Source organism: Caballeronia udeis (genome assembly GCF_001544555.2).
Taxonomy (GTDB): Bacteria; Pseudomonadota; Gammaproteobacteria; order Burkholderiales; family Burkholderiaceae; genus Caballeronia; species Caballeronia udeis.
In genome coordinates, this window is record NZ_FCOK02000124.1 from 1 (window position 1) to 16,493 (window position 16,493).

At 58.6% G+C, this 16,493-nt stretch carries 14 protein-coding genes and 1 pseudogene; 11 read left to right on the top strand and 4 right to left on the bottom strand.

Features of this window, described 5'->3' with window-relative positions; translation table 11 throughout:
• From bamA to AWB69_RS43030, 5 genes are all read left to right on the top strand, one after another.
• A partial coding sequence (gene bamA, locus AWB69_RS43010) for an outer membrane protein assembly factor BamA (protein WP_063978047.1) occupies positions 1-1,353 on the top strand: 1,353 nt, incomplete at its 5' end.
• 211 nt (positions 1,354-1,564) lie between these two features.
• Positions 1,565-2,635 (top strand): catalase family peroxidase, encoded by a 1,071-nt coding sequence (locus tag AWB69_RS43015; protein ID WP_062092859.1) that lies wholly within the window; start codon positions 1,565-1,567, stop codon positions 2,633-2,635.
• 127 nt (positions 2,636-2,762) lie between these two features.
• Positions 2,763-3,308, top strand: a complete 546-nt coding sequence (locus AWB69_RS43020; RefSeq protein ID WP_062092860.1) for an RNA polymerase sigma factor — start codon at positions 2,763-2,765, stop codon at positions 3,306-3,308.
• Positions 3,305-4,225 carry an anti-sigma factor family protein gene (locus AWB69_RS43025; RefSeq protein WP_062092861.1) on the top strand — a complete coding sequence of 307 codons (921 nt, stop codon included), beginning with the start codon at positions 3,305-3,307 and terminating at the stop codon, positions 4,223-4,225. The genes AWB69_RS43020 and AWB69_RS43025 overlap by 4 nt, the downstream gene beginning before the upstream one ends.
• Before the next feature lie 336 nt (positions 4,226-4,561).
• Positions 4,562-5,539, top strand: coding sequence for an anti-sigma factor (locus AWB69_RS43030; protein WP_062092862.1), 978 nt, complete (start codon positions 4,562-4,564; stop codon positions 5,537-5,539).
• A gap of 90 nt (positions 5,540-5,629) precedes the next feature.
• Here AWB69_RS43030 and AWB69_RS43035 read toward each other — a convergent pair.
• Positions 5,630-5,878 (bottom strand): annotated as a pseudogene (locus tag AWB69_RS43035) (IS6 family transposase); the annotation flags it as partial.
• 330 nt (positions 5,879-6,208) lie between these two features.
• On the opposite strand from AWB69_RS43035, the gene AWB69_RS43040 reads away from it, so the two are divergent.
• The gene (locus AWB69_RS43040) at positions 6,209-7,249 is read left to right on the top strand and encodes a TIGR03118 family protein (protein WP_407923089.1); all 1,041 of its coding nucleotides are present in this window, start codon (positions 6,209-6,211) and stop codon (positions 7,247-7,249) included.
• Positions 7,250-7,312: 63 nt separating this feature from the next.
• Here the strand turns inward: AWB69_RS43040 and AWB69_RS43045 are convergent, their stop codons facing one another.
• Positions 7,313-8,257: a LysR substrate-binding domain-containing protein gene (locus AWB69_RS43045; protein WP_062092865.1), complete on the bottom strand. Its 945-nt coding sequence runs from the start codon at positions 8,255-8,257 to the stop codon at positions 7,313-7,315.
• A 130-nt stretch (positions 8,258-8,387) separates the two neighbouring features.
• Between AWB69_RS43045 and AWB69_RS43050 the strand changes: the two genes are divergently transcribed.
• The 3 genes from AWB69_RS43050 (at position 8,388) to AWB69_RS43060 (ending at position 12,643) form a co-directional block, all read left to right on the top strand.
• Positions 8,388-9,965 carry a sulfatase family protein gene (locus tag AWB69_RS43050; RefSeq protein WP_062092866.1) on the top strand — a complete coding sequence of 526 codons (1,578 nt, stop codon included), beginning with the start codon at positions 8,388-8,390 and terminating at the stop codon, positions 9,963-9,965.
• 63 nt (positions 9,966-10,028) lie between these two features.
• Positions 10,029-11,243 carry a porin gene (locus tag AWB69_RS43055; protein ID WP_062092867.1) on the top strand — a complete coding sequence of 405 codons (1,215 nt, stop codon included), beginning with the start codon at positions 10,029-10,031 and terminating at the stop codon, positions 11,241-11,243.
• Between the two features lie 74 nt (positions 11,244-11,317).
• Complete coding sequence (locus AWB69_RS43060; protein WP_062092868.1) at positions 11,318-12,643, top strand: MFS transporter; 1,326 nt, start codon at positions 11,318-11,320, stop codon at positions 12,641-12,643.
• Positions 12,644-12,777: 134 nt separating this feature from the next.
• Here AWB69_RS43060 and AWB69_RS43065 read toward each other — a convergent pair whose 3' ends face one another.
• A complete protein-coding gene (locus AWB69_RS43065) occupies positions 12,778-14,271 on the bottom strand; it encodes a cytochrome P450 (RefSeq protein WP_156529184.1) in 1,494 nt (497 codons plus the stop codon).
• A 479-nt stretch (positions 14,272-14,750) separates the two neighbouring features.
• Entirely contained in the window at positions 14,751-14,918 is a 168-nt protein-coding gene (locus AWB69_RS48420) for a hypothetical protein (protein ID WP_156529185.1), read from the bottom strand.
• On the opposite strand from AWB69_RS48420, the gene AWB69_RS43070 reads away from it, so the two are divergent.
• Both AWB69_RS43070 and AWB69_RS43075 read left to right on the top strand, forming a co-directional pair.
• Positions 14,902-15,429 carry a cupin domain-containing protein gene (locus tag AWB69_RS43070; protein ID WP_062092870.1) on the top strand — a complete coding sequence of 176 codons (528 nt, stop codon included), beginning with the start codon at positions 14,902-14,904 and terminating at the stop codon, positions 15,427-15,429. The genes AWB69_RS48420 and AWB69_RS43070 overlap by 17 nt on opposite strands.
• A 351-nt stretch (positions 15,430-15,780) precedes the next feature.
• Positions 15,781-16,224 (top strand): universal stress protein, encoded by a 444-nt coding sequence (locus tag AWB69_RS43075; RefSeq protein WP_082913853.1) that lies wholly within the window; start codon positions 15,781-15,783, stop codon positions 16,222-16,224.
• The last annotated feature ends 269 nt before the right edge of the window (positions 16,225-16,493 follow it).

Genomic DNA, 16,493 nt, shown 5'->3' on the forward strand with positions numbered 1-16,493 from the left:
TATGGTTACGCGTTCGCGCAGGTCAACGCGCAGCCGCAGATCAATCAGGCCGATCACACCGTCGACCTGACGCTGAACGTGGATCCGAGCCGCCGCGTGTATGTGCGGCGTGTGAACATTGTCGGCAACACGCGTACGCGTGACGAAGTGGTGCGCCGGGAAATGCGCCAGCTCGAAAGCTCGTGGTTCGATTCGAGCCGGCTGGCGTTGTCGAAGGATCGCGTGAACCGTCTTGGTTACTTTACCGACGTCGACGTGACCACCGTTCCTGTGGAAGGCACGAACGACCAGGTGGACGTGGACGTGAAGGTCACGGAAAAGCCGACCGGCGCGATTACGCTCGGCGCGGGTTTTTCGTCAACGGACAAGGTGGTGTTGTCAGCCGGCGTGTCGCAGGACAACGTGTTCGGTTCGGGTACCAGCCTCTCGGTGAACGTCAACACGGCTCGCAGTTTCCGAACGTTGACCGTGACGCAGGTCGATCCATATTTCACCATCGACGGCATCAAGCGCATTACCGACCTGTATTACCGTACATACCAGCCGCTGATATTTTCCACGAATTCGAGCTTCAAGATCGTTACCGTCGGTGGTGACCTGAAGTTCGGCATCCCGTTTTCGGAATCAGACACGGTGTTCTTCGGCGCGGGTCTCGAGCAGAACACGCTCGACATCGATTCCGCCACGCCGCAAAGCTATATCAACTACGTGAAGGAATTCGGCCGCGTCGTGAACAACGTGCCGGTGACGGTTGGCTGGTCACGCGACAATCGTGACAGCGCGCTGGTCCCGAGCCGTGGTTATTACGTGCAGACGAACGCGGAATACGGCACGCCGGCGGGCAACACGACCTATATAAAAGCTGATGCCCAAGCGCAGTATTACTACTCGTTCGCGCGCGGTTTCGTGCTCGGCCTGAACTTGCAGGGCGGCTACGGCAAGGGCCTCGCCGGCCAAACCTATCCGATTTTCAAGAACTATTTCGCCGGCGGTATCGGCTCGGTTCGCGGTTATGAACCGAGCTCGCTGGGTCCGCGTGACACGACCACGGGCGACCCGATCGGCGGTTCGCGCATGGCAGTGGGTAACATCGAGTTGACCTTCCCGTTGCCAGGTACAGGTTATGACCGCACGTTGCGCGTCTTCACCTTCCTCGATGGCGGCAATGTTTGGGGCGACCCGGGTCAAGGCGGTACGACGACTGGCTCGAACGGCCTGCGGTATGGCTACGGGTTGGGTCTGGCGTGGATCTCGCCAATCGGTCCGCTCAAGTTGAGCCTGGGTTTCCCGGTGACGAAGCATGCCGGCGACCAATATCAGAAGTTCCAGTTCCAGATCGGCACGGCATTCTAAAAAGCAGTCCTATGCGAACATTGCCGCAATGCTTTCAGCAACTTGTTCATGTGCGACACTGGTTTGAAACCTCATTACGCCCGCATCTTGCTATAAGGCGTGACATCCTCGTCTATACTTATTCCCTTGCGGGCTCCGGTATTGCCGTGTAAAACCAAGCGAGACTCGCTCCCACCTCGTCTCGTTTGGTACCAGTGAAGCCACGCATCTCATGACTAGTAAGCGCCGTCGTTCAAGCCTGGTTCTTGGTTACGCCATCGTCGCCATCTCGCTGGGTGGTCTCATCGGATCGTTTGCATGGGTGGCTGGCTGGACGCACTGGTCGCGACTTGGGCAAACGCTTACGGCGCAACAACTGATCGACGCGTTCGAAGCGGACACACACCGGCATCCGGGTTTCCGGCGCAATCACGCAAAAGGAATATGCGTGAGCGGCCACTTCGAAAGCAACGGCAATGCCACGGCACTGTCGCGAGCAAGCGTTTTCAAACCAGGTTTTGTGCCGGTGATCGGGCGCCTGTCAGCGCCGGGCAGCGATCCTGCCCAGGACGACGCCAACGCGCCGGTACGCAGTTTTGCACTGCGCTTTGCGACGGCCGACGGGCAACAATGGCGCACGGCAATGAACTCCGCGCCAATGTTCGCCGTAAGGACCCCGCAAGCACTTTATCAACAACTGATCGCGCTTCGACCCGCCCCTGGCACCGGCCGGCCGGACCCCGCGAAAATGGACAAGTTTCTGAAAAAGCACCCTGAAACAAGGGCTTTTCACGAGTGGCTCGCGCATCACCCGGCGTCGTCGGCATTCTATAACGCCAGCTATTTCAGCATCGACGCGTTCAGATTCATCGATGCAGCCGGTGCCATTCACTTCGTACGCTGGAGCGTAGTGCCCGATACGCCATACCAACCCGTTAGCAGCAGCGAGGCGCATGATCCGGATTTTCTCGCCCACGGCCTGACCACGCGACTAGAGCGCGGCCCGGTTCGCTGGCGCCTGATGATTACCCCGGCTGCGCCTGGCGATCCGACTGACGACGCTACCCGCGTGTGGCCACGAGAACGGGAGTCGCATCGTATAGATGCCGGTTTGATCGTCATCGATCAAGCAGAAGCGCAGATCGACGGAGCGTGCCGCGATATCAATTTCGATCCGCTCATTCTTCCTGCTGGAATCGAGCCTTCCGACGACCCGCTTCTCGCCGCCCGCTCCGCGGCTTATGCCGTGTCGTTCGATCGCCGCACCCGTGAAGAGGCGCTATCCGGGAGCGGTAGCCGCTAGCGCCCGCTGCATCCAGCTCCAAGCGAAATACACCGCATGACGCTAAGCTACGCGGTTAAAGCGACGCGGCATGCACGCGGTCAGCAGCACTTGGCTAGACACTGGGACCACCGGAGACATTCGTTCGATGAACGGCGCAGACTTACCAGGCATGCTTCCCGATATGCTGCCGCGACTGTGGGCATTTGCGCTCCGCATTTCGGGCGACCGACACGACGCCGAGGATCTCGTCCAGCGAGCATGCGTGCGGGCGCTCGAACGAGCGCATCAATTGCAGCCTGATACGGACCCGTTAAGCTGGATGTTTTCGATTGTCCACTCCACCTGGATCAATGAATTGCGAGCGCGCAGCGTACGCAAGCGCTCCAGCATGGAATGGGACGACGACTTCCTGGAAAACGTCGCCGACCCGGTCGACAAGAGCCCGGAAACCCAGCTCATGCACAGCCAGATCATCAGCGCCGTTGAACGGCTGCCGGAAGCGCAGCGGGTGGTCATGTTGCTGGTTGCGGTCGAAGGCTTGAGCTATCAGGAAGCGGCAGATGTTCTGGAAGTACCTATCGGCACGGTCATGAGCCGTCTGTCGCGCGCGCGGCAGGCCGTCGGCGCGCTATTCAACACGCACGATCCTAAGCCCAAGGCTTCGGTGACGCGAAAGGACTCCATCGCATGAAAGCCGATGACCTTTTGCTGATGGCTTACGTAGACGGAGTACTGTCACCCGACGAGTGCCGGGAAGTCGAAGAGCACATCCGTGCGTCCGCCGAAGCGGCTGAGACGGTCGCGCTGCTGCGGGCGTCGCGTCTCGACTATAAGGCCGCGTTCGCTACGCAAAAATTGCCGCCGGTCCCGGATTCGCTGACGAGGAAGATCGAAGCAATGGCCCCCGCACATACCAGTAAAAGCGCGACTCAGGGTGCAAACGGCTCTTCGATTCCGACACCGTCCGCAGCTCCCGGCGCCGCACCGGTTCGCTCGCGCTTGCGCTCGGTGCCCACGTGGCTGGCGGCGGCGTGCGTCGCGGGCGCGTTTTGCGGAGGGCTATTTTTACGGCTCGGGCCTCTTCTCGATACGGGTGCGCCGGGTTCGGGCAGCGACGCGATGGCGATCCCCGGCAACCTGTCCCCATGGGTCGCCGCGGCCGTTGGCTACCAGCAACTTTACACGCGCGATACGCTGGCTTATGTCGAAGACAATCCCCAAGTGGTGTCAAAAACAGTCGAAGACATCCGCCGTGACGACGGAATCGCGCTGCGGATCCCCGATTTACGCAGCGCCGGCCTGATCTTCAAGTCCGTGCAACGCTTGCATTTCAATAACAAGCCGCTTGTGCAGATTGTTTATCTGCCTGAGAAAGGCCCGCCTATTGCGCTATGCGTGATGAAGGACGTCAAACCGGATCACGCAGTCGCCGCACAGGTGGTCGACACCATGCACGTGGTCACATGGCGGCAAGCGGAACTTAGCTATGCGTTGATCGGCAAGACCGAAGGCGTCGACCTGAGCGCGCTTGGCAAACGTATTTCGAACCGCGAGGTGGATCAGCTATTCAGCAACGCGACGTCTGTTTCAATGGCGCTAGCGGAATAAACACTAGCGGGTATAAGGCTTAGGCGCTAAGTCTTAAGCCGCGCGTTTTCGCCAAGAATCCGCCACAAACGCCGGGTCTGTTGGTTTTACGTAAGCGGAATGCTTAGTCGATCGAACCACGTCCGGTTGCGCGAAACACACAACGCACCGCTCATCCACGAAACGCAGTTACACTTGTAACAAGCTTGATTGAGCAACAGGCCTGACTCGGCGATCCACTGGTTTTGTCATCATGAATCCAGACGCTCACATAGCAGCGATTTAACGATTCTTGAATCAGCCCACGAGAACAGCGAAAATTCAAATCATCAGCGAAAGCAAAGTTCAGCCTTATTTATGAAATCGGACGATATTCTGCTGATGGCCTACGTGGACGGCGAACTGCCGCCGCACGAACGCGACGAAGTCGAGCGCGAACTGCGCACGTCTCGCGACGTCGCCGAGCGCGTTGCGCTTTTTCAGGCTTCGCGTCTGCCGTATCGCGATGCGTTCGCGGCGCAAACACTGCCGCCCGTGCCGCCAAGCCTTAGCGCGAAGATCGAAGAAATGGCGCGCGCTGCAAAGGCTGAAGCCGCACAGCCGGGCGCGGATCCGAATGTCAGTCCCGACGTTAGCGCCAATGATTCTGCGGTTCCCCGCGCTCCCGGGAGCGCGTCTTCTTCACCCATCCGCTCGCGGTTGCGCGTTGCGCCGACGTGGCTCGGCGTCGCCTTCCTGGCAGGTGCTTTTGCCTGCGGCCTCGTGCTTCGGCTGGGTACCGGTGCAGGTCCGGGATCGAATGCGGGCGCTTCGCTTGGGTTGGCCGGCACGGGGGTGTCGCCCTGGGTGACGGCGGCGGCCAACTATCAGCAGCTCTATTCCCGCGAGACGCTCGCGAACGTCGATGCCAGCACCGATTCGTCTATCGAGACCGTCAAGGAAATTCGTCAGGATGATGGCCTCGCGCTCCGCATTCCCGACCTGAGCGCGGCCGGACTCACCTTTAAGCGCGTTCAGCGCCTGCGCTTCAACAACAAACCGCTCGCCCAGATTGTCTACTTGCCCGAGAAAGGCCCACCCATTGCGCTGTGCGTCATGAAAGATGTTAAGCCCGATGCGGCGGTCGCCGATCAACGCGTGGCGTCCATGACGGTCGTCACATGGCGGCGGGCCAATCTCGGCTATGCGCTGATCGGTCAGCCTGACGGCGTCGACCTGACGGCGCTCGGCAAGCAGATCTCGTCCGGCGGGGCCGCCCCGCTCTTCAGCCAGGGAACCTCCCCGGCTTCGATGGCGCCCAACCCGCACCCACTTATTTTGGCTGGCACGGAATAAATTTGATGCTTCGCTGTTGTGTTAAGTATCTTTAGTAAACCGCATTAAGATAATTCATTAGGCATGCAGATAAAACTTAATAAGGTTAACGATGCCGCCCAAAAAGATGCGTGCACAGTGAAATTTCAAACGCCGGCATGGAGCGCGTGCGTCGCTTGATCGTCCGATGGACCTGCTCGATGAGGTTGTTGAGACATTTGGGCTGGTGGATCTCGATGAGCATTTCACGATCACCATTAATGGCTTCGAGCGCAGCGAGATTGGCGCCGCTCTTGTCGATGATCACTGTCTCGGCAACACCATTCTGGGTGATCTATTTTCATAGAAATGCCGGGCCGCAGCCTGACATAAAAAATGCGGTTCCGGATGGAATATAACCGCGACACTGGCTGTTTCGCTGAAGAAATCCAATAACTTGCCCCGTAGGTGATGAGCGCTCGCGGCTCAAGATTTATATCCGGTCGTGAGCGATGGAATAAATCGACAGGCCTGATTGTTTTGAATGTGACTGACGACATGGCCGTTCAGGAAATCAACGCGGTTGACTACAGGCTCAGTCAATTCGTTGATTGTCGTTTCTCAATGTGGACCATGCACAACACATCTCAATAGGGGTACAAAATGAAGGCATTCGGCGCGGTTGCAGCAATTGCAGTATTAGGAACGTTGGTGAGTAGCCTTTCGGCATGTGGTGGTGGCGATAGCTCGCCTCCACCGTCTGGAGCATTTACGTCGACAACGCTGGTGTCTGACGGCAGTATTGCCACTGCACATACCGATCCGAACCTGCAGAATGGCTGGGGAGTCGCGTTCAATCCGACCGGCACGTTCTGGGTCTCCGACAACACGACACATAAATCTTCGCTGTATGATGGAAACGGTGTTGTGCAATCCCTTGTCGTTAGCATACCTGATGGTTCAAGAGGTCCTGCCGGTCCCACGGGCATCATCTTCAACTTGACCAACGACTTCGTCATCAGCTCTGGCGGCAACAGCAGCAAGGCCGTGTTTGCCTGGGCAACCGACGCGGGTACGATCGCCGCCTGGTCGCCGAAAGTCCTGCCGACCCAAGCTGTCACCGCATTCGACGATCAAGCTGGCGGTGCAATCTATAAGGGTTTGACGGCGGCATCGGTGAACGGCCAGAACATGTTGTACGCGGCCGACTTCCACAATGGCAAAGTCGATGTGTTTAACGCGACGTTCCAAAAGGTGCAGCTCGACGGTCAGTTCAAGGACCCCAACCTGCCCGCCGGGTTCGCACCGTTCGGCATTCAGTCCATTGGCAACGACATCTTCGTAACGTATGCAAAGCAGAACGCGACCGCTTCGGCACAGGTTGTCGGAGCAGGCTTTGGCGTTCTCGACGAATTCGATACCAGCGGCCACTTCATCAAACAAATCGTCGGCACCGGTGGTGTGCTGAATGCACCATGGGGTATCGCGCAGGCACCGGCTAACTTCGGTCCGCTCAGCAACGACCTTCTCGTAGGGAACTTCGGCGACGGCACGATCGAAGCGTTCGATCCCAATACCGGGAGCGATCTCGGCAAGCTGATCCAGAAGGACGGCACACCGTTCACGCAGCCGGGCCTGTGGGGCATGAGCTTCGGCAACGACGTGGATAACCAACCGAAGAACACACTGTTCTACGCTGCGGGACCGAGCAAGACGACGGGCGTGTTCGGACGTATTGACCTGTCGAACTAAACGGTCTGATCAAGCGGCTCAAGCGCGGGCGTTTCGCCTGGCCGCTCGCCTGCCCTATTCGCATCACAACGGGATGGCGTGCGCTTGCCTTGCTGCAGAGATGCGCAGAGCGGCCATGAATGCCGCTACGCCAGGCGTAGCGGCATCGGCCCACAGCATGCCAATGCCCTGCGGGACACCCGGAACGTATAGCGGCAGATGACGCACACCCTGGTTTTTTTCCAACTCCTTCACCATATGCAAAGAGGCCACGAACAGGCACTCGCTGTCCTCCGCAATGGTCTTGTTGATCAGCAGCGAAGCCGACGACATCAACGCGCGCGGCATCGCAAGACCCACCTGTGCAAACGCACTCTCCAGGCTGTGTCGCATGGGGGAACTGGCCGGCGGGACGATCCATGGATAGTCGATCGTATCTTTCCATTCAATATCACCACGCGCTTGCAGCGGATGCTGCAAGCCAGCCGTCACGCATACCGGGCCATCGTAGAGCAGTTCATGATGGCAGCCCGCGTTCAACGTTTCCCCATCCAGACGTCCCAATACCAGATCGATTTCACGCTCGCGCAGTAGCGGCAAAAGGCGATCGAGCGTTCCGTCCCAAAGCTGGATCTGCAATTGGGCTCCCGTTCGCAGCACGTGCTTTACGGCTTCCGGAATGAGGACGGCTGCGACGGCCGACGGAGCACCAACGCGTACGACGCCGCTCAGGCCGTCGTGCAGCGCTTCCAGATCGGACGTAATGCGCTGCAGGTCTCCTAGAATACGGGCCGCATGGAGCATGACGATTTGCCCGGCAGGGGTCGGCGTAATGCGTCGGGTGGTTCGCTCGAACAGCGGCGTGAGCAGAAGTTCTTCGAGTTCCCTCAACCATTTCGACAGCGCGGGCTGAGTCATCGCCATTCGATCGGCTGTACGGGTCAGGCTGAGCGTCGATCCGATGGTCGCGAGTATTTCCAGATCGCGCATTTTCAGGCGGCGCGTAAGGACGTTGACGAGCGCGTTCATTTATATTTTCTATGATATCAATTCACGCAAATTATTCATGATTTACGGATGGATCGCAATTCATACTGCGCTTCACCCGGTCGTAGAGCCGGACGCCTTTGACCGACGCATTCCTTTCATTGTCCTTTGAATGACCTTCCAGCCCAACTTCCTGTTATTCATAACCGACCAGCAGCGCGCGGATCATCTGGGCGCGTACGGCAACCGCACGGTGCGGACACCGCAGCTGGACGCGCTGGCCGCGCGCGGCTGGCTGGCTGAACGCTGCTATGTCGCATCACCGGTTTGCATGCCTAATCGAGCAAGTTTGCTCACGGGCCGGTGGCCTTCTGTGCATGGAGTGCGGCACAACGGAATTCCCCTGTCGCTGCGGACGCGGACGTTTCTCGACTCGTTGCGCGGCGCCGGTTATCGCACTGCATTGGTCGGCAAGGGGCATCTGCAAAACATGACCGGCAAGGCAGCCTTGTTTCCTGAGCCGGGAAAGGTCCGCTTGCCGGAAGCGTTGTGTGCCCCTACAGGACGCTACGATCAGGAATGGGGACCGGCGTGGAGCGCGTCGGAACAGCATGATGTCACGCGTCCGTATTACGGCTTCGACGACGTCGTGCTGGCAATCGATCACGGCGACACCGCGGGCGGACATTATCGACGCTGGCTGGAAAGCGAACACCCGCAGGTCGCCGCTGTCGCCGGCCAGCGGTTCGCCATTCCCGCACCCGGCTATGCCCTTGCCGAGGCTGGTCAGGCCTGGCGCACACGCGTGCCGGAAAATTGCCATCCGACTGCGTATATCGCCGACCAGACAATGCGGATGCTCGATACCCATGCCGGAGGCAAGCAACCGTTTTTCCTGCAGTGCTCGTTTCCCGATCCGCATCATCCGTTCACTCCGCCGGGGCGGTACTGGGACAAGTACGCGCCGGAGGACATGACGCTGCCGGAATCATTTAATGTCGCCGGCCGCGAGTTGCCGCCGCATCTGGCATGGCTGCATCGCATGCGCGACGAAGGCAAGGCCGTCAAACATACGCCGGCGTTGTTCGCCTGTACGGAACGCGAGGCTCGCGAAGCGATCGCGCTGAACTACGGATCGATTAGCTTCATAGACGACATGATCGGCCGCGTGCTGGCGCATCTGCAAGCGCGCGGACTCGCGGACAGCACGATCGTGATCTTTACGAGCGACCACGGTGACTTCATGGGCGAGCATCAATTGCTGTGGAAAGGCCCCTTGCATTATCAGAGCCTGACGCGCGTTCCTTTCATGTGGTCCGACCCGCAGGCGCCCGCCATGGCGGGTCGTCACAGCAAGTTGTGCTCGACCGCTGATATTGCTCCAACCATCCTCACACGCGCCGGCGTGCCGCTGTTCAACGGCATTCAGGGCACCTCGATGCTGCCGCTCATGGAAGGTGAGACCGCCTGGCGCGATGCCGTAGTGATCGAAGAGGAAGCGCAGCGCCTGCTGTTCGGGTTCGCATCGCGCCCGCGCGTACGCACGCTGCAAACGGAGCGCTTCCGCATGAGCCTGTATGACGGTCAGCCTTGGGGAGAGCTGTACGACCTTGCGGAGGATCCGCACGAAACCCGCAATGTGTGGTTCGACGCGGCGTATGCCCGGCAGAGGTCGGATGGCATGGAGCAGTTGACGCGAGCGATGCTCGCGCTGAGCGAAACAAGCCCCTACCCGTCTGCTATCGCCTAGTAAACCGAAGCCCCAAATCCGGTCTTCGTTGCTTCAGCCCAATAAAAAATCAGGAGACGTTTCATGAACCACCTTCCGCTCTGCTTAGGTGCGGTGTTATCTTGCAGTTCCCTTGCCCATGCCGAAGGCAACGGTGTCGATCTGTACGGCGTCATCGATGGCGGCGTGACCTACGTGAACAATGCCGTCACAACCTTCCCCAAAGGTGTAACGCCCTCCGGTGGCGCACTGTGGGCAACGCCGAGCGCCGTTCTGCAAGGAAGCCGGTGGGGACTGCGTGGCACGGAAGATCTGGGTGGCGGGACGCGCGCCGTGTTCACGCTGGAAAACGGTTTCGACATCAGCAGCGGCAACGCGACTCCCGGTGGCCGCCTGTTCGGCCGGCTGGCTTTCGTCGGGTTAAGCAACGAGCACGGTACGATTACGCTCGGACGGCAGTACGACCCCATGGTGTCGTTCGTTGCACCTCAATCCGCAGCGCTTCAGTGGGGCGGCCTGTATGCCGCGCACTGGGGCAATCTGGACAACATGACGCCCTTCTCGCGCGACAACAATTCCATCAAGCTGATGAGCACGTCTATGGGCGGTGTGCAACTGGGCGGTATCTATAGTTTTGGGGGCCAGGCGGGACAGTTCGCCAACGGCAATGCATGGGGTGTGGGTGGCGCATATACCAACGGCCCGTTTCGCTTGGGGGTTGCCTATACGCTTGCCAATAATCCCTATACGCCCGATACCAGCACCAGTTCGAGTGCACTCAGCGATCCGGGTTCCCTCGGACTCAATCCGAGCTTTCCCTATGCAAATCTGCTAAAGACACGTCAGCAGAACAGTCTGGGAATCAGCAGTGCATATCAATTCGGAAAGGTCACCGTTGGTCTGGTGTACACGAAAGTTCGTCTGCTTTCGAGCCAGATCCTGACCTCAGCCGGCAACGATGTTTCATTCGACACCTATGAAATCAATACCGCCTGGCACCCCTCCCCAAGTTTCATGCTGGGTGCCGAATACGCTTACACAGCAGGCGATGTATCCGGCGGCGGAGTGCACGGCGGCGATCTGCGCCCTGGTTTTCACCAGATCACTCTGCTGGGCGATTACTTCTTGTCCGTCCGCACCGACGTGTACATGCAGGGAGTCGCGCAGCTCGCCGTTGGCGATGGTATAGCTGCATTTCCGGGCGGACCACGCGAGCCCCTGGCGCAGATCAACACACTTGCGCCGTCCAGTACGCGCCGGCAACTCGCCTTGCGCGTGGGCCTGCGACACACGTTCTGAGCACGACCGCGTCGCACGAATGTTGCTATCACCCCCGATAGAATAGTGAATGAGACATGCAGCCATCCCGCCCAATGAATACATTGCCCACCCGCGACGTGCGCGAGTTGATCGACACCCATCCCGTTTCCCTGTTTCAATTTCGTATTGTCGCGCTGTGTTTCCTGGTGGTGGCACTCGATGGATTCGACACCGCGGCAATCGGCTTTCTCGCGCCCTATGTACGCGGTGAATGGGCGTTGGCACCGGCGGCGATGGCATCCATGTTCGGCGCCGGTCTGTTCGGACTGATGCTTGGGGCGTTCCTGTTCGGACCGCTCGCAGACCGTGTAGGCCGGCGCACGATTCTGGTGTGCGCGGTCGCCTGGTTCGGGCTGGCATGTTTCGCCTCGGCATTTTCGCCCTCGTTAACCGTGCTGATCGTCCTGCGCTTTATCACCGGACTCGGCCTGGGCGGCGCCATGCCGAATGCGATCACGCTGACCGCGGAATACTGCCCGGAGCGCCGGCGCTCGACGATGCTCACGACGATGTTCTGCGGTTTCTCGCTGGGCGGCGCATTCGGAGGCCTCGTAACGGCCTCTCTGGCGGAGCACTTCGGATGGCGCAGTGTGCTCCTGGCTGGCGGCTTGGCGCCGCTCTTTTTGGTGCCTGTCTTGCTCCTGCTGCTACCGGAATCCGTTCGCTTCATGATTGCGAAAGGTGCTCCGCATGAGCGGATCGCCCGTACGATGCGACATCTTGCCCCCAGTGTTTCTCTCGACGACGACCAGCCATTCACCGTAGTCGATGCAAAAGCATCGAGCCCGCTGACGTCTGTTTTGGAGCTGTTTCGTCACGGACGCTGGCGCAGTACGTTGCTGCTATGGATCACCTTTGTGATGGGCCTGCTCATCATCTATCTGCTTTCGAGCTGGTTGCCCACCTTCTTGCACGCCGCCGGCACGTCCCTCCATTCAGCAGCCCTGATTTCAGCGCTGATGCAAACGGGCGGCATTGTCGGCGCACTGGGCATGGGCACGGCAATGGATCGCGTACAACCTACGCGCGTCATTGCCATCGCTTATTGCCTCGGCAGCGCGGCGATCTTTGCGATTGGCCGGACCGACTCGCTGATATTGACAGGTATGGCTGTGTTTCTGACGGGATGCTGCATTAGCGGCTCGCAGAGTTGCATCAGCGTGATGGCTGCCAGTTACTATCCGACGCACTGCCGCGCCACGGGTGTCAGCTGGGCATCGGGTATTGGTCGCATGGGTTCTGTCGTTGGTTCGATGGCGGGTGCGGCGATGCTCGCCGCGGGATGGCGAGGTGCCACGATATTTTCAGTCATGGCTATTCCGGCATTGCTCGCGGCGGCTTCCATGTTCGCGCTCGGGACGCTGAAGCGGATGGCCTAAGCAGAGCTTGCGGCCAGCGGGTCTGGTCTCCGTAGATTGTCGTTAGTGTGTATCGGACCGATGCGAAGTTGCCTTCATTTGCGCCAGAGCCGGAATACGGCAAACCAGGCTCATCAACTGCTTGCGCTTCTATGTCACGCGTCCCGACAACTTAGCCGGAAGGGAACCGCTCGATCTGGCCCCGTCGTCACGACGGCAGTCGGACGAACAGGTTTTCCGTCAGCGAGTTCGACCTGGAATGCCTGCACTAGACGTGCAAGGACCAGCGTCGCTTCGGCCATTGCGAACTGCGCGCCTACGCAGACTCGAGGACCTGCGCCAAATGGCAGATAGGTAAATCGCTTCGGGGGCGCCGCGTCGGGAAGAAACCGCCCAGGATCGAACGCGTTCGGGTTCGACCAGTGCGAACTGTGCCGATGCAGCACCCAAGGACTGATCATGACCAGCGTACCCCGCGCGATTCTCAGTCCTTCAATCTCTTCCGGCATAACGCACTGGCGCGTCAGTACCCACACGGGCGGATATAGGCGCAGCGCTTCACTGACGATGGCGCGCGTGTAATTCAATGTTGGGAAAACTTCGCCTGCGTGTGTTGGACTCAGATCGACGCCGCGGACCTCCGCAGCAACCATTGCCTGGTGTTCCGGTGAACTGGCCAGCAGATAGAGAGACCAGAAGAGCGTATGTGCCGTCGTCTCGTGGCCGGCTACGATCATCGTGCCAATCTGATCGCGTAGCTCTGCTCTCGTGAACGCAGCGCCACTTTCAGGGTCACGTGCGGCCCGCAGCAGATCGAACAGATCACGAGGAGCACCAGCATCTGGCATACGCTCGCGCGCTTCGATAATCCGGTCGACAAGTGCCGACCACCGCGCGCGAAAACGCGCTCGCGCGATGTCGTGATAGGTCGGAACAGGTAGCGGAACAATCATGTCCGACAGCCGGGCGCGAGCGCACTCCCTCGTAAAACGCATCATTGCCGATTGCACCGCGGGACCGTGCTCCCAGGTTTCCAGAGAAAACATCGAGCGCGCGGCGATCTTCAATGCAAGTGCTTGCATTTCCGGAAGCAAAGCGAATGGCGCTCCGTTACGTCTGGCAAGCGACTGCACATCCTCATCCGTACATTCGACCACGTGCCGGGCTAGCAGGGGAAGCATCTTCGGCGCGAGCGCCGGCGCGATGGTACGTCGCTGATGCTTCCAGTCTTCGCCGGTACTCAACAGTAATCCATCGCCTACCAGCGGTCGCAATAGCCGAATCGCAGTATCAGTACGGCGATAGTTGTTATGGTTTTCAACCAGCACCCTGTGAATCATTTCCGGCTTATTCAGCAAGACACGTTTGCTGCCAAAGAATCCTTGCTCCAGCCAATCCTGACGATACGCACGATGCGACCATACCTGTAATCCATTTCGGCTGACTTTGTGCACGAATGCCAGGGAGGACAATTCCCGCACCGGCAGATCCGGCAACGGAGGTACAAAGAGAAAGTCCGCGCTTGTTACACTCGCAGTCGAGGTTTCCGAAAACTTCAGCGACAGAGCTTTCAATTGGGCCTCCGATGAGCGTTGGTCGGTAAAAACATGAGGTACCTTAGTTGCCAAACCGGTGGCCGAATCGCGCAACCTATAACACGATCCGCGAGAGGTATTTTCCAGGGAAGCAACCGACAGGTGAGCACACGGGGACAGATGCCCTGGTGGTCGCCAGGTAAGCACCGATGTTCAAGTGTTTCGTGATAGTCCTATAGATAACACTTGAAAATGACCGCCTATTCCATGCCGGCTATCACGAATCATAGCGTTACTTGAACACGATATGGAGTGCTTGCGTCCGGTCATTAAAAGCGCCAGGAACGCGCGCTGCAATATTACCGCGAGGTAGATGGAATATTTTTCCACGCTCCGGCGTTCTCGTCTCAGTCACTAGCCAGATGTCGGAGGACTCATTCCTTACGATGAAGTCAAGAAGCGCTTAAACATCGACGGACCTGCGCAAGGACGACGTTTGTGTCGGCCGATCGCGACCAAGCGTTCGTCGAAGCAAGGCTGAAAGACAGCGCGATCATGACGCTCGACTCCTGATGGTTTGGATGACGGTGCTTTCAGTTCATTGGGATGGAGGCAACACCATGGCCGCCTGCGTTGTTATCGGTGAACGCGCGGGCAAGATCCTGAAAACTGCGCATAGCCTGCAGCGCGGAATACGCATAAACATAGCCGATCTGTACACAACCCATTGGAAGGAGCGTCAAGTTGGAAAACTCACCCATCCATTCCCCTTCAGTGCGCATTTTCAAGCATAGCGCGCATCCCGTCCTCGACGTCTTTGGCCCGACCCTACAGTTTCTGACGACGCCAGAAGAGGCAGACGAATCACTTTGCGTGATGAAGGGCATCATTCCACCGGGAGGCATTGTACCGATGCATAGTCACACGGGAATAGAGTGCTTCCTGATGATGTCCTGGCAACAAGAAGTCCTAATCGAAACCGATGGAAACTATAACTGGACCATGTGTTTTTCCGGGGACTTTGTCCAAGTGCCAAGTCTGGCGAAACATGCGTTTCGAAACCCGTCGACTGAGCCTGCGATAACCCTCGTCACTACCACAGCAAAACTCGGACGCTTTTTCGAAGACGTGGGTCGTCCTGTCGCGACACAAACGAAACTGTTGCCTCCAACCCCAGAAGAACTGCAGCACTTTGCGGCAACAGCAATTCGTTACGGCTACTGGTTGGCGACCCCGGAGGAGAATGCGGCGGTGGGGTTAACGCTTTTTTAATTAAGCAGCTGGCTGCGTCAATGACTTAAGAACAAGTGTGCCTGCAAGCGAGCAGGCACATGAGCCCACTTGGTCGTGTCCGCTTCCAACACTCGGCAGCACGCGCGGTTTGGCCCGCGGTCCACGCACGCTGGCATGCAATGACCGTAGTGGGAACCCAGTGGTCCGGGACAATGGTGGTCTCCGAATAAGGTTTCTCCTGAAATACCGCGACGTCACCGATCTCCGCCCGCATTGTTCGGATAGCAAAATACCTCTTCTCCAGAGGGAATACATCTGGTCGTCAAACGTTCTGAAATATGACGAGTAATACAAGGCCATCATACCCACCCTCTTCTGGCGTCTACTCTCATGCCTAAACTCTCAAGAATATTGCTGTATTACGACGGCTCACGAGAAGCCAGATCCGCGTTGCATCGCGCCGCAGACCTTGCGCTTGCGTTCGAGGCGCATACCGACATTCTGGCCGTCGCTCCCATTGAATCAGCTATTGCCGCCAGCGTCGGATGCCTGTCTGATCTGGCATTTATCCAAATCCAAGACGCGACGCTGGCAGTGCTGCAGGAAGCGCTTGATCATATGACAGATAGCTGTATCTCGGCACACGGCCATATGGCCTATGGCGACGTGATGCGCAGCATTTCAACGCATGCTAGTTTGCTCAACGCCGACATGCTGGTAGTGGGTCATCGAACTCGTAGCAGACTCACGCGCTGGTTGGGTCGGGGGCTTGCCCACAGTGAATTGGTGGAACGGTGTAACGGCCTGGCCGTCGTCACAATACCGTGCGACTAACCTAGCGACGCAGGATCTGCGCCTTGCCGAATTCCGGGGCAGCGCCGACGCTGCCCCGGATGCAAGAGGTCCGTGCGCAGCTTGAACCGCTGCGTCGCAGGCAGTGACAAAACTTTGCCGTCGCCCTCCTCCGCTACCGCCTCAAAGCGGTGCGGCTGTTGTTGAATAATCCTCGCCTCAATGCACCATCGCCGCTTTACAGCGAGTAGTACATTTCGAACTCGATCGGATGCACAGCCTGGCGATAGCGCTGCAGTTCATTCGTCTTC